The sequence below is a fragment of the Streptomyces sp. NPDC056503 genome, assembly GCF_042794995.1.
Lineage (GTDB): Bacteria > Actinomycetota > Actinomycetes > Streptomycetales > Streptomycetaceae > Streptomyces.
Map to the genome: position 1 here is coordinate 1 of NZ_JBHTST010000092.1, position 13,738 is coordinate 13,738.

At 67.1% G+C, this 13,738-nt stretch carries 8 protein-coding genes; 5 read left to right on the forward strand and 3 right to left on the reverse strand.

Features of this window, described 5'->3' with window-relative positions:
- Positions 1–539 precede the first annotated feature (539 nt).
- The 3 genes from ACFQ8C_RS24810 (at position 540) to ACFQ8C_RS24820 (ending at position 5,499) form a co-directional block, all read left to right on the forward strand.
- Positions 540–893: a trypco2 family protein gene (locus ACFQ8C_RS24810; RefSeq protein WP_383461434.1), complete on the forward strand. Its 354-nt coding sequence runs from the start codon at positions 540–542 to the stop codon at positions 891–893.
- A 49-nt stretch (positions 894–942) separates the two neighbouring features.
- A complete protein-coding gene (locus ACFQ8C_RS24815; protein WP_383461436.1) occupies positions 943–4,821 on the forward strand; it encodes a tetratricopeptide repeat protein in 3,879 nt (1,292 codons plus the stop codon).
- 315 nt (positions 4,822–5,136) lie between these two features.
- On the forward strand, positions 5,137–5,499 hold the full coding sequence (locus tag ACFQ8C_RS24820; RefSeq protein ID WP_383461437.1) for a YciI family protein: 363 nt from the start codon (positions 5,137–5,139) through the stop codon (positions 5,497–5,499).
- Between the two features lie 481 nt (positions 5,500–5,980).
- On the opposite strand, the gene ACFQ8C_RS24825 is transcribed toward ACFQ8C_RS24820, so the two are convergent.
- The 3 genes from ACFQ8C_RS24825 to ACFQ8C_RS24835 all read right to left on the reverse strand — a co-directional run bounded on the left by ACFQ8C_RS24825 (position 5,981) and on the right by ACFQ8C_RS24835 (position 9,282).
- Positions 5,981–6,412 carry a hypothetical protein gene (locus tag ACFQ8C_RS24825; RefSeq protein WP_383461438.1) on the reverse strand — a complete coding sequence of 144 codons (432 nt, stop codon included), beginning with the start codon at positions 6,410–6,412 and terminating at the stop codon, positions 5,981–5,983.
- Positions 6,413–6,710: 298 nt separating this feature from the next.
- Positions 6,711–8,591 carry an FG-GAP-like repeat-containing protein gene (locus tag ACFQ8C_RS24830; RefSeq protein ID WP_383461440.1) on the reverse strand — a complete coding sequence of 627 codons (1,881 nt, stop codon included), beginning with the start codon at positions 8,589–8,591 and terminating at the stop codon, positions 6,711–6,713.
- Between the two features lie 139 nt (positions 8,592–8,730).
- A complete protein-coding gene (locus ACFQ8C_RS24835) occupies positions 8,731–9,282 on the reverse strand; it encodes a hypothetical protein (RefSeq protein WP_383461441.1) in 552 nt (183 codons plus the stop codon).
- A gap of 362 nt (positions 9,283–9,644) precedes the next feature.
- Between ACFQ8C_RS24835 and ACFQ8C_RS24840 the strand changes: the two genes are divergently transcribed.
- Both ACFQ8C_RS24840 and ACFQ8C_RS24845 read left to right on the forward strand, forming a co-directional pair.
- Positions 9,645–13,298, forward strand: a complete 3,654-nt coding sequence (locus tag ACFQ8C_RS24840; protein ID WP_383461443.1) for a DddA-like double-stranded DNA deaminase toxin — start codon at positions 9,645–9,647, stop codon at positions 13,296–13,298.
- Entirely contained in the window at positions 13,282–13,728 is a 447-nt protein-coding gene (locus tag ACFQ8C_RS24845) for an Imm1 family immunity protein (RefSeq protein WP_383461445.1), read from the forward strand. Before ACFQ8C_RS24840 ends, ACFQ8C_RS24845 begins: the two co-directional genes overlap by 17 nt.
- The last annotated feature ends 10 nt before the right edge of the window (positions 13,729–13,738 follow it).

A 13,738-nucleotide genomic window follows, 5' to 3' on the forward strand; every position in this document is an offset into this window, starting at 1 on the left:
GGAGCGCTCACAGGCCCTCGGAGAGAACATGCCTGGCGGGAAGGGGAAGGGAGGATGGGGCGTGAGGGCGGCTGGAGAGGCGCCTGTACGGGCCGTGAAGCACCCCCTGCCACCGCCGTGGTCCCGTCACGCCGTCACAGGATCATCCCCGCGGGGGGGCAGCGGAGGCGGAACCCGATCCTGTCGCCGGCGGGGGATCCGTCCCCGGGCGAGCGGGGAGCAGTCTTCCTGGCCTGCAGTTCTACCTCATCGGCTGCTGCGACTGAACCACTTTCACCAAAGCAGACAAACAGCCCATACCATCAAGGGGGCTGGCCTGGCTGAACACACCCGGGTCGTACGGCGCTGCGGATCCTTCCCGGCTTTGGACTCTGCCTTCCCATCACGTTGCGCACCGGCGCCCCGCACGGTGGCGGAATGACTCCGGTGGTGTGTCCTGGGATTTCACGTTTCCCCTGCGCAGGTGAGGTGCCGTCAGGAAAACTGCGGGGCAGGCCGATCGTGCACACCGTCCGCGGGCGGGGGTGGAGGGGGAAGCTGTGGCGAAGGTGACGCTGTCCGAGGCGGTGGCAGAGCTCCGCGAGGAGCTGTACAAGGCCGCGGACGCCAGCCCCGGCGAGCAGTTCACGTTCGAGGTCGAACAAGCCGAACTCTGTCTGGAGGTCGAGTTCCGCAAGGACGGCAACGGCAAGGTCAACGTCGAGATCGGCGCCTTCGGCACCAAGGGTGGTGTGGAGGCCGGGGGCGGGGGCGGGGTCACGCACCGGCAGACACTGACCCTGACGCTGAACGTCCGCGACGAGGCCCTCGGCGGACGCCCCCCTCGCATCCGCCGCAACAACGTACCCGGCGGGCAGCCGGGAGCCGACACCCCGCCCGGCGGCGACGCCTGACACGGCGACCCACCAGAAGGCTGACGCAACGGGGTACGGAGGGACCACGGTGGACGCTCAACGGACGGTCTACATCAAACCCGACCAGCCCGTCGGCGGGTCGGGGTCCGGCTATCTCATCGGGCCACGGCTCGTGCTGACCGCACTCCACGTCGTCCACGACAGTGGAGTCCGTGCGGCCGGTGCGACCGTCTGGGTCGGACACCCCCGCACCGACACCGGAGTCCGCAAGCGCTCCGCGACGGTGATCTGGCCGGGCCCGGACGCCGGCCCCGACAGCCCCGAAGTGGCCGACGTCGCGTTACTGCTTCTCGACGAAGACGCCGACGCAGGCCTGACCACGGCAGTGCGGTGGGGCCGCCCCCAGGGCGATACTCCCCTGGCCTATCGCGGGGTCGGGATTCCGGCGTTCTCCACCCTCACAGGCGGTGCCGTCCAGTACGAGAACCTCCGCGGCGAACTCGCTCCCCTGACCACCGCCGGCCGGCGCTGGGTCCTCGACTGCAAGGTCTGGCCCGCCGCCGCGCGGCAGAAGGAACGCCCCTGGGCCGGAGCCTCCGGCGCCGCCGTCTTCAGCGGCAGCCACCTCGTCGGTGTCGCCGTCGAGTACGGCACCGGTATGGGCGAGCGGCGCCTGACGGCCGAGCCCGTCCACCGGCTCCTCGACGACCCCGGATTCACCGCGCTGCTGGCCGAGCACGGCTTTCCCGGCACCCCGCACACCGCCGACGACATCACCAGCCCCGCCGGTGAAGCGACGGCAGCGGTGTGGCCGCGGCAGTTCGGCACCGTCCCCGAACTCGCCACCGCCTACCAGCACCGCGACGCCGTCGACCAGCTCACCGCCGCTCTGGCCGCCGGCGACACCACCATCCAGGCCGACACGACCGACACCACCGTGCGGGCCGACCTGTCTGGTGATGCGGCGGCCGTCGTCACCGGCCTCGGCGGCGTCGGCAAGACCCAGCTCGCCGTCCACCACATCCAGCAAGTCCGCCACGCCAGCGGCCTGCCCGTCCCCGCCGGCAGCCTGCTCCCTTCCGCGGCCAATGCCGTCGGGGCGGTCGATCTGCTGCTCTGGATCACCGCCAGCGACTCCGCCACCATCACCGCCGCCTACGCCCAAGCCTGCCACAGACTCAGCAAAGCCGGTGTGCACGTCGTCACCAGTGACGACGCCGACCATGCAGCCCAGGAATTCCTCGCCTGGCTCCAGACCACCCACAAGCGCTGGCTCGTCGTCCTCGACGACGTCCCTGCCGCCGGAGTGCTCCGTGGTCTGTGGCCGCCGGCCACACCGACGGGACGCACCCTCATCACCACCCGCAACCGCGACGCCGCGCTCACCGAAGGACGCCGTCAGATCAGCGTCGGGCTCTTTACTCCCGACGAAGCCGTCCACTACCTCCGCCAGCGCCTGGCCGGCACCGGGATCGACCTGAAGGACGCCGAGCTGCGGCAGCTGGCCGACGACTTCGGTCACCTCCCCCTCGCCCTGGCCCAGGCCGCCAGCTACATCCGCGAGAACGCCCTCACCCTGGACGAGTACCGCACCGAACTCGCCGAGGTGCCACTCGACGAGGCCCTGCCCGGGATCGACGGCCTGCCCGACCGGCAGGCCCACACCGTCACCGCCGCCTGGACCCTGTCCATCGACTACGCCAACACCCTCATACCTCCCGGACTCGCCCGGCCCCTCCTGCACGTCCTGGCGCTCCTCGACCCCAACAACACACCCGACGGCATCACCGCGGCACCCGCCCTCCAGCAGCACCTCCAGCAGACACGAGATGCCGGAATGGAGGTCCCGGGCAGGCCGGTAAGCGAGCGGGACGTGAAACGGGCACTACGGGTGCTCCACCGGCTCCACCTCACCGACATCACCGCCGACCACGCCCTGCGCACCCATCAGCTCCTCCAGCGCACGCTCCGGGAAACACTCACCCCCGGGGAGATCGACCGGCTCGGAGCCATCGCCGCCGAAGCGCTCTTCGAGACGTGGCCCGAGCAGGAGGTGGCCGGCAGCAGGCAGTACCGAGCCGCCACCACTTCCCTGGCCACCCACACCGTCCCGCGGGACACCGACGACGGCGGTCTGCACGCTGTCCTCTTCCAAGCCGGCACCACCCTCGGCGAAGCCGGACAAACCGCCGCCGCACGCGACCACTACCAACACCTCCACACCACCGCACAGCAGCTACTTGACCCGGATCACGCTGACGTCTTGAACGCCCGCGGCGACCTGGCTCGGTGGCGCGGTAAAGCCGGTGACCCCGCTGGTGCTGCGGACGCCTACACAGACCTCCTCGCCGACTGCCTCCGTGTTCTCGGACCCGGCCACCTTGGCACCCTCGCCACCCGCAACAACCTCGCCTACTGGCGCGGCGAAGCCGGTGACCCCGCTGGTGCTGCGGACGCCTACACAGACCTCCTCGCCGACTGCCTCCGTGTCCTGGGACCCGACCACCCTGGCACCCTCGCCACCCGCAACAACCTCGCCGCCTCGCACGGCGAAGCCGGTGACCCCGCTGGTGCTGCGGACGCCTACACAGACCTCCTCGCCGACTGCCTCCGTGTCCTGGGACCCGACCATCCCCATACCCTCGCCACCCGCAGCAACCTCGCCGCCTCGCGCGGCGAAGCCCGCGACCCCACAGAAGCCGCGGACGCCTACAACGAACTCCTCACCGACCAACTCCGCATCCTGGGGCCCGACCACCCCGACACCTTCACCACCCGCAACAACCTCGCAGGCTGGCGCGGCGAAGCAGGCGACCCCGCCGGAGCGGCAGCCGCCGTTGCGGAACTCCTCACCGACACTCTCCGCGTCCTCGGCCCTGATCACCTCACTACCCTCCTCGCCCGCCACAGCCTCGCCGCCTGGCGGGGCGAGACCGGCGACCCCGCCGGAGCCGCGGACGCCTACGCCGAACTGCTCACCGACCAACTCCGCATCCTCGGACCCGACCACCCAGCGACCCTCACCACCCGCAACAGCCTCGCAGGCTGTCGAGGCAAAGCCGGCGACCCCACCAGAGCTGCGGACGCCTACGCCAAACTCCTCACAGACCAACTCCGCATCCTCGGACCCGACCACCCCGCGACCCTCACCACCCGCAACAACCTCGCCCACTGGCACGGCGAAGCCGGCAACCCCGCCGGCGCCGCGGAGGCTTACGCCGAACTCCTCACCGACCACCTCCGCATCCTCGGACCCGACCACCCCCACACACTCACCACCCGCCACAACCTCGCCCACTGGCGCGGAGAAGCCGGCAACCCGTCTGAAGCCGCCCACGCCTACGCCGAACTGCTGACCGACCAACTCCGTCTCCTCGGACCCGACCACCCCGCAACCCTCACCACCCGCAACAACCTCGCCAGCTGGTTCAGCCAAGCCGACGACCCAGCCGGGGCTGCGGACACCTTCGCCGAACTTCTTGCCGACCAACTGCGCGTCCTTGGACCCGACCACCCCGACACCCTCACCACCCGCGGCAACCTCGCCCACTGGTGCGGCGAGACCGGCGACCTGGCCGGAGCCGCGGACTCCACCGCAGAACTCCTCACCGACCGCCTCCGCGTCCTTGGACCCGACCACCCCGACACCCTCACCACCCGCGGTAACCTCGCCCACTGGCGTAACGAAGCCGGCGACCCGGCCGGAGCCGCAGACGCCACCGCAGAACTCCTCACCGACCAACTCCGCGTCTTCGGACCCGACCACCCCCGCACCCTGGCGACCCGGTACCAGTGGGCAGTCTTCATCGGGAAGGCCGGCAACCTTGCAGGCGCAGTGACCGCGTTGCGGGAGCTCGCCAAGGACGAGGCCCGCGTCTACGGCAGCCGTAACCACGCCGAGGTTCAAAAGACACTCGCGGAGCTGAAACGGTGGCAGGCCGCCCGCGATACAGAGACCGGGGCATGATCTGCAAGCGCAGTGCGACGGCTCAGGGTGGCCTGTGGGTCCGGCTCGGGTCACCGCGCAGGTTCCCGTGTCAGCGAGCACGATGCAGGGGCGGCACTCCAGCAGGTGCAGGAAGGGCTGGGTGGGGCCGGTTACCGAGCGGGGATGGTGTGGTGTGCTGCTCACCGGTGCGTGCTCCCCCGTGTTCCGGCTGTTCGGCGGCGGTGAAAAAGATTCCGGGGAAAGTTGTCGCCGGGTGTCGAGGGTCTGCTGTTGGCTCCGACCCAGGGGTGACAGCGCGCCGTCGGGGCGTGCGGCATGGGGAGGACAGCCGGGATGAAGTACGTCGCGATGATCTACGGCAGCCAGGCCAAGTGGGACGCCATCCCGGCCGAGGCGTGGCCGGAGGCGATCGCCCGCCAGGAAGCCTTCAACACCAAGTACCGGCAGAGCGGTGAACTGCTGGGTGCCTACGGGCTCGCGGATGCGGCCGTCGCCCAGCTGGTACGCCGCGGGGAGGGTGTTCCGGTGGTCACCGACGGGCCGTACCTGGAGACCAAGGAACACATCGCCAGTTTCTACCTGCTGGACTGCGACAGCCTCCAGCGGGCGCAGGCGATCGCCGCGGACATGCCCATCGCCGACACCGAGCCCGTCGAACTCTGGCCCATCCCCCACGAATCCCCGGCACAGGCGTAAACGGGGCAGAGCGGGGTGGGGCGGCCGGCACCGTGAGGGGCTCGTGAGCGAGCAGGCCGTCGGCGCGCTGCGCGAGCCCTCCCCACCGGACCGGCGCCGGGAAGCCGTCCCGGTGGGGAGGCCGGGCCCCTTTGGCTGTCATCGTGAAACGTGCCCTGACCAGCGATAAAATAGGGCGTGGACGAGCTGACCGTCTCCGCCTCCTGGGGGCGTGGTGGCTGCCGCTGAAGGGCGGTGCTCTGATGAGTCTCACGTCCGGTCTGCGCAATCCCCGTACGCCGCTGCGCCGGTTCCTCGACCGGGAGCTGTCTGCTGGCCCCCGCACGAGTGGGGTCTTCCGTTCACTCTCGCCGGTAACAGTGGCGCGCTGAAGTGGTCCCCGCAGCCTGGGGGCTTTCAAGCTCACCGCGTCGGCAGATTCGAGGGCCACCTGACCAGACAGCCACCGCTTCCCCGTGCCTCCGCGGCGGAGCGGGGTCGGTCAGGGGCGTGGGATGAAGTCGGGGTTGATTCCGAGCGTGGCCACTCCGGCGCGCACGTCTTCGATGAACGCGACAAGATCCGGGACGAGGCTTTCCCAGTTCACCGGTGAGCTCTGGGTGTCTGCGGAGAAGGCGGAGCCGACGCGCCAGCCTTCGTCGGTCGCCACGATCTGGACTGCTCCGGGCTGTTCGTACGACGAGTCGAACGTGAAGTTTCCTCTGGCTCCGTCCGCGAGACGGAGCCAGCGCGCGAGGTCGTAGGCCAGTTCCGCCACCGGGAACATGTCCTCGTTCCATACGGTGCGGCCGTTGTCGCTGATCACGAGGTCCGCTTCGATGTCGACGAGCAGGATCTCAGGAGGGGCGGAGCTCGCGGTCAGGCCACGACGAGGCAGATCCGGCGTGCCGAAATTCCGGCACTCGAACTTCATGGCTTGACCACCTCGTGTCGGGCCCAGCAGTCCCTCGCAGGGACAGAACATCTCGGTCCAGACGACCCTACGCGCAGCATTCGCTGCTGCACGGCGCATCCCACGTGTCACGGGTCGGCCTTGCGGTCACGCCAGCCGGCTTGTTACCGAGAGGTGAGGTCCCCTTCGGCCGGGAACGCTGAGGGCGATGAGGTGCCGATCGGCGGGTGTCGGCACGAAGCGTGGCTGTGGCCTCCACGTGTGGTGTCGTGGAGGCCACAGGGTGTGCGTCTATGTCAGTGGTGTGCTGGTGTGCCGGTTAGGGGGCGACGTAGATGCTGTCCCAGACGCGGTAGGGGTTGTTGAAGTCCGGGCCGGTGCTGGTGAAGCGCCACCAGGCGGCGCGGTAGGTCTGGTCGGCCTGCTGGCCGTAGTCGTACAGGACGTGGATGTCGTCCTTGCCGTCGCCGTTGAAGTCGCCGGTGACGGGCATGGAGCGGTTCCAGTCCCAGGAGGTGGTTCCGGAGTCCCACTTGGTGACGGGGGCGTCGAAGCTGTCACCGTTGCTGGTCCACAGCTTGGTCTGGTTCACGCCCTCGATGGTCGTGCCGTTGTTGTAGAGGATGCCGATGTCGTCCTTGTTGTCGCCGTTGTAGTCGCCGGCGAAGGGCTTGGACCGGGTCCAGTTCCACGAGGTGGAGCCGGAGTACCACTGCTCGACGGGTGCGTTGAAGCCGGCGCCGTTGCTGCTGAGGGTCCACAGGCGGACCTGGTTGATGCCCCCCGAGGTCGCGCCGTAGTTGTAGAGGACCGCGATGTCGGCCTTGCCGTCGCCGTTGTAGTCACCGGGCACGGGCAGGGAGCGGTTCCAGTCCCACGAGGAGGCGGAGGTCCACTTCACTGCGGGAGCGTCGAAGGCGGCGCCGTTGCTGGTGAACGTCCACAGCGTGGTGGTGCTGCGGTTGTTGGCGTCGGTGCCGTTGTTGTAGAAGACGCCGACGTCGGTCTTGCCGTCGCCGTTGAAGTCGCCGGCCATCGGCTCGGAACGGTTCCAGTCCCACGAGCTGGTGGAGCTCCACTTCAGCACCGGCTTGTCGAAGCCGGTGCCGTTGCTCAGGAAGGTCCACAGCTTGGCCTGGTTCACGCCTTCGGCGGTCTGGCCGTAGTCGTAGAGGACCGCGACGTCGGCCTTGCCGTCACCGTTGAAGTCACCCGCGACGGCCTTGGACCGGTCCCAGTCCCACGACCCCGTACCCGAGGCGACACTGTCCCAGGCGCGTACCGGGTGGTAGGAGATGCCGGCGGTGCTGGTGAACTTCCACAGCGCGGTGTGCTTGGCCCCGGTCGAGGTCGGGTCGTACTTGTGCAGCACCGCGGTGTCGGTCTTGCCGTCGCCGTCGAAGTCGCCCGACAGCTCCTGCGACGCGGCGGCGTTCTCCTTGTCCTGGCCCCAGCGCGCGCCGGTCGCCATGGCGATCCACGGGGCGAGACCGTCGACGCGGGTGTCGACCGCGTTGGTGCGGACCTCGTTGGGGTCGGTGCCCAGGCAGCCGCCCTGCCAGGACCGCGCGTTGACCGCTACGAGCTCGTGGACACCGTTGACCGTCCGCAGCGCGGGGCCGCCGGCGTCGCCCTGGCACACGGTCGCCGTGTCGGAGCCGTTCAGGTTGACGTCGGTGGCGGTGGTGGAGGCCACGGTGAAGGTGCCGGTGTGGAGCTTGTTCGGTACCCACTCGGTCTTCGTGCGCCCGAAGCCGGCCTTCGTCAGCTCCTCCCCCGCGGCAGCAGGGGTGGTGGCGAGCTTGACGGGCTTGGCAGTGGCGTCGGGGACAGCCGCGGCGAGCCGGACCAGGACGAGGTCGCGGTCGGGGTGCGGGACGAGGTCTACAGCCTGCTGAACGCTGCCGCCCGTCTGCGTCAGGTCGGTCCGGCCGACCGTCACCGTGGTAGCGGTCTTCGGCTTACCGATGATTGACGTGCCGTCCGACGAGAAGCAACTGGCCGCGCTCAGCACCCACTGCGGAGTGACGAGAACACCGGTACAGGTGGACTGCTCCCCGACTTTGATCTTGGCTACGAAGTTCAGTGCTGCAGGAGCATCGGCTCCGGTAAGTGCACTGGATGGAGCCATCGATACAATCCCTGCAAACGCGGCGATTGCGCTTGTGACCAAAAGACGACTCGGGCGTCTCAAAGACATTGTTGATCCTTGGTGAAAAAGACTGACGTAATGTAGGCGCTACGTAAGACACGCGACGGCGCAGATCGACCTTCCGCAGCAAGGGTGCGTGGGGTCGGTTTTGAACCTGAAATTGGCTCACGCCGTCAGAGCCTTCAGGTCATCCGGTTACTCGAAGCTCCACGATGGCGGACCGAGCGCCCCCTGCGCCTTCGCCGATGGGTTCGTAGTCGTCGACCGTGGCGTTGATGACGGTCTTCTGCCCGTCAGCCGTGACCGTTGCGGTGACGGCGTAATCGCGTGTACGAATGGCGAAGACGTCGTCCAGCTCGAGAGTAAGGAATCCGGGCTTGGCGCGAACGTCGAAGCAGAACTCTGATGTGGCAGAAATCCGGTTCTTCACCACGATGTCGTTGTTCCCATTACATGCTTCGAAGAGGATGTTACCGTCACCTCTCTTCAGCAGGATCCCCTGCTGCTGAATCTCTGCCGCATTCGGGTACGCAAGGGTCTCGACAGACAGCGGCGGCGGAACGTCGTCTACGGCCGGAATTGCATTGGGGGCGGCTGCAGGGGTCGTCGCATTGGCGGCGCCGTTTACGGCGAGAGACAGGGCGGCGACTGCGGCTGCCGTGGCTGCGAAGCCAGCGATGAGAGCCGCGCGAGTACGGCGTATGGGCACAGAGGCTCCAAGAGGTGTTGATTCGGACACGCGTCCGAGCCTGCGTTACCTCCGCAGTAAAGCATATGTAAGGATCATGCAAAGGTAGGGTGTCGGTCCGCCAAACAGACACTGTCGTATGGCATGAGGCGTGCCCGCGCCCACCGCGACCACCACTCCGGCGCGGCGCTCGACGGCGCCACCGACAGACGTGAAAGTGAACCATCAACTTGAAGAGATTTGCCCTATTTAAGCGAAGTGCCCGAAGTGTGAGAACTGGCTCGCGGAAGCACCTGGCGTACAAGGCGGCTGCTCTAGCCCTGCCAACTGCACTCACCGCAACCTTCCTGGGAGCTGCTCCTGCCCTTGCGGAGGACGCGCCGGGCGAGAAGTTGGTCGACTTCTGGGCTCGGATGGCGGTAGTCAACTACTGGGAGGAGGGCGGCGAGGGCGTCCAGCGCTCTGCCGAACGTGCACTTCTCGGGTCCGAACAGGACGTCCGCGACTTCTTCGTCACCGTCGCACAAAACGAGTTTGCTGATGACTCGGTAGCTGCGACACGGATGCTGGCTGTCGGCGGCCCCAGCGTCCGGACGGCAGCCCTCAAGGCTATCGACGCGAACACCTCCGAGGCGCTGAACAGCTTCCTGCTGTCCGGTTGGCAAGGGCCCCTGGACACCGACCGGCAGGTCGAGATCACCCGCATCGTCCATAGCGGCGGGGTCGGGGTCAAGGAAGCCGGCGTCGCCGCGCTAGACGGAACCCGAGAGGACCGCGAGAAGTTCCTCTCCGACGGTCAGTACATAGCGCGGCAGGCCGATGAGCAGGTCGAGGCCACGCAGATCTATGCCAAGGGCGGCCCCAACGTCAAGGCCGCCGCGCTGCTGGCCCTTGACGGGACGCCTGCCGACGTCTCGGAGTTCCTCGCGCTCGGGCAACATGTGGCCCGTAACCGCGATCAGGAACACCTGACAATCTCCCAGCTCACGCAGCAGGCGAAGCAGGCAGGCAAGCAGGCGGAAGACGCCACCAAGGGAGCTGTAGACGCCTCCGAAGCCGCTGTTCAAGCTTCCGAGGAGGCCAAGAAGCTCGCGGCGCAGGCTGCCACGGAGACCGCAGCAGCCAAGGATGATGCTGAAGTAGCGTCCGACAAGGCCAAGATTGCGGCGGATGCCGCCCGGGCTGCAGGGCTCGCCGCGCAGCAGGCGATCACTTCGGCCAACGCTGCCAATCGTGCGGCGCGCACGGCGGCCTTCGCTGCAGCGCAGACTGCTGCCGCTGCCGCGGCGGCGGCCGATGCCGCAAACAAGGCGTACACCGCCGCCATCGCTGCCGGCCAGGACGCTGCCAAGTCCGCTGAGGCGAAGACGGCTGCGGCGACAGCGCTGATGGCCGCGACTTTGGCGGAGGGTTCCGCGCTTGCCGCGGAGATGGCGGGCAAGGCCTCCGCCGCCGCCGCTACGGCGGTGCGGGCGGCGGCCAGCGCCGGCGACAACGCCAACGCTGCCGCCCAGTCCGCAGACGCTGCCGCCGACAGTGCCGCCGCTGCCGGCGGATACGCCGGCGACGCCCGCGCCGCGGCGAGCGAGGCACGAGGACACGCCTCCGCCGCAAAGGCCGCGGCCGTCAGCGCCGCGCTTCTGGCGGACCAGTCGGCAACAGCCGCGTTCGAGGCCCGTACAGCCGCGAACAACGCGGCCACACATGCACGGAACGCGGCCGCAGCCGCTCAACTTGCGGTCGAACATGCCGGTGAAGCCTCTAGCCAGGCGGCTTTGGCCAATGAACACGCGGCGGCCGCGAAGAAGGCGTGGGAGACCGCAGACGCGGCGGCCAAGTCCGCGAAGACGACATTCGACTTGGCTCGTCAGTCTGAGGCGAACGAGCTCACCGCCCGTACCAAGGGTGGCATTCAGCAGGTCACCACCCGCCGGTCTCTGATGCACGGTGCAGTCTCGGGACTGGCCAAGGCGGAGGCAGACCGGCGGGCACTCACCACCGCGGCAGCAAACCTCTCCGCTGAAGCTGCCGCCCCGGGAACCGACCCTGCGGCTCTCGCCGGTCGAGGCAGGAAGTTCGCCCTGCAGGTCCTCGGGCTGAGCACCCCTATCAGCCAGGACGCCGCCGCCCGTGCCCTCGCAGGCACGGACCAGGACGTCATCGAGTATCTGCGGGCCGGATGGCGGGAGGCCGAGCGGCGAGAGATCCGTGAACGGGTCGTCCAGCTGTCCCACCTGAGCCCCTACCCCTCAGTCCGCACGGCTGCGACCGAAGCCCTCAAGGGCACGCTGGATCAGATCGAGGCCTTCTACACCACCGGCCAGTACACCGCAGGCAAAACGGACATGTCCGTGGCCGTCACCGCCATCTACAACAAGGGCGGCATCGGAGTGAAGGAAGCGGCTCTCGCCGCCCTCGACGACGGCAGCGGGAAGGCCCTCGCACGCTTCCTCGACGCCACACAGCACTCGGCGCGCTTCGCCGACGAATCGGTCCTCGCCACGCAGCTCTTCAACAGCAGCTCATCCGGGCCCGAGGTCAAGTCCGCTGCCGAGATCGCACTCGTCGGAACCGCAGAAGATGTCCACCAGTTCGTCACCGTCGGCCGCTACACCGCTGACCGCAAGGACAAACTGACCAAGCAGCACGAGGCACAGGTCCAACGCCTCGTCTCGGAAGCATCACTGATCGCGGCCACCGCCAACAAGAACCGCTGGCTCGCAGCAGCCGCAGCGGCCAAGGCCAACAAGGCCGACGCCGAAGCCACAGAGGCAGCCAACCAGGCCACGGCCTCCGCCGAACAGGCCGCAGGCTACTCAACCGAAGCCGACGCAGCGGCCGACGCGGCAGAAACCAGCGCCGCCGAAGCGAAGCAGTCCGCCACCACCGCCCGCAACGCCGCCAACCGCGCAGACGCTGACGCCGACGCAGCCGAAGCATCCGCCGCCCGCGCCGAAGCATCCGCCGCACACGCCCAGCAGTCAGCTGCCGACGCCGGCGACGCCGCCGACGCGGCACGTGCCTCTGCCCTCGAAGCTGGACAGAACGCCGAAGACGCCAAGGCGATGGCCACCACCGCCTGGGAGGAGGTGAAAACCGAGCTTGAAAAGGAGATCGCTGCAGAACTCAAGAAGGCAGAAGAAGCCAGGAAGGCAGAAAACGAGAAGAACCTCAGAGAAAGCAAGAACAACAGCGACCAGTGCTTGGTCCTCGTCCCTCGCACCACGGCGTGGGAGGACTGCGATAAGGTCGAAAAGCAGAACGAACATAATCGCAAGTTCTACGAGGTCGTATTCGGACTCGCCTGGTCCTACAGTGGCGCTGAGGACATCAGCCAGGACTGCATCCAAAACCCGGCCCTCGGCGGATGCTCACTCGCCATCCTCAGCGTCCTTCCATGGGGAAAGCTCAAACTCCTCAAGAAGGCATCCGATGAAATCGAGGACATCGCTAATGGATTCAAGAAGGAAAAGGATGCGGAAGTCCAGCTTCCAAAATGCCCGATTCCTTCTGTTTCTAGCTCCGGTTTCCAGACCCTTCTAGGAGGGAACCCTCGAAGCGTAGAAGCATCCCCCAGCGACGTCCAAGCTGCAGGCACGTCAATCACGCTTGCAGCCTCGGGACGTTTCAACTGCGATCCAGAAGCAGAATGGAACCTCCTTCCTCTTTTCGAAGGAAAGCACACTTCTGGACGATGGACAACGCCCGATGGCGTAACCAGGGACATTAGAAGCGGGCTAAAGAAGGAATCGGCAGCAGAGATCGACTGGGTCAGTGACATCCTTCGGAAAACAGACCCTCCCAGGCTCAAAGGCACAGCCAAAGCTGGAGACGCCGATCACGCCGAAACAAAGCTCGCAGCCATCATGGGAATGTCTGAAGGGGTCATCAAGGATGCAGACATAGTGATCAATCACCCCGATGGCCCATGCAACAGAAGAAACACCTGCACTGAGGTCCTTGATATCCTCCTTAAGGATGTAGGCGTAATGAGGGTTCACTGGAAGAATGGCGAGGGCATTATGAATTGCCTGAAGTTTGGAGTTCCCAATGACCGAAAGTGTTAAAGCGGAGGCTGTCTACCTGTCGGCCCACTGCGATACACCGGTCGAAATTTTCACTCCAGACGATGTCGACAAGATGATCGACGATCTGATTTTCACCAAATCGCCCTATGGTCCTTCCGGGACGCTCGCTCAGGTCTTCTCCACTGAACGCGAACGCCTGGAAGGCGGGCACTTCGATCACGAGCTCATTGTCGGAGTGGACGGAGACACCGGTTTCGGCGTCCTCACCTTCATGGATGAACATGGGAACTTCGCGACAGTCGGCTCTCCGGACACTCGCGAAGAGCCCATCTACACGCTTGTACGTCACATGCGGGAACTTCCTGAGCATTGCGAGATCCCCTTGGAGATCGTCAGGGCCGCAGCCAAGGAATTCATTGCAACTGGCGGACAACGTCCCACTTGCGTTGAATGGAAGCCAGAATGGTAGCGGAGTAAGG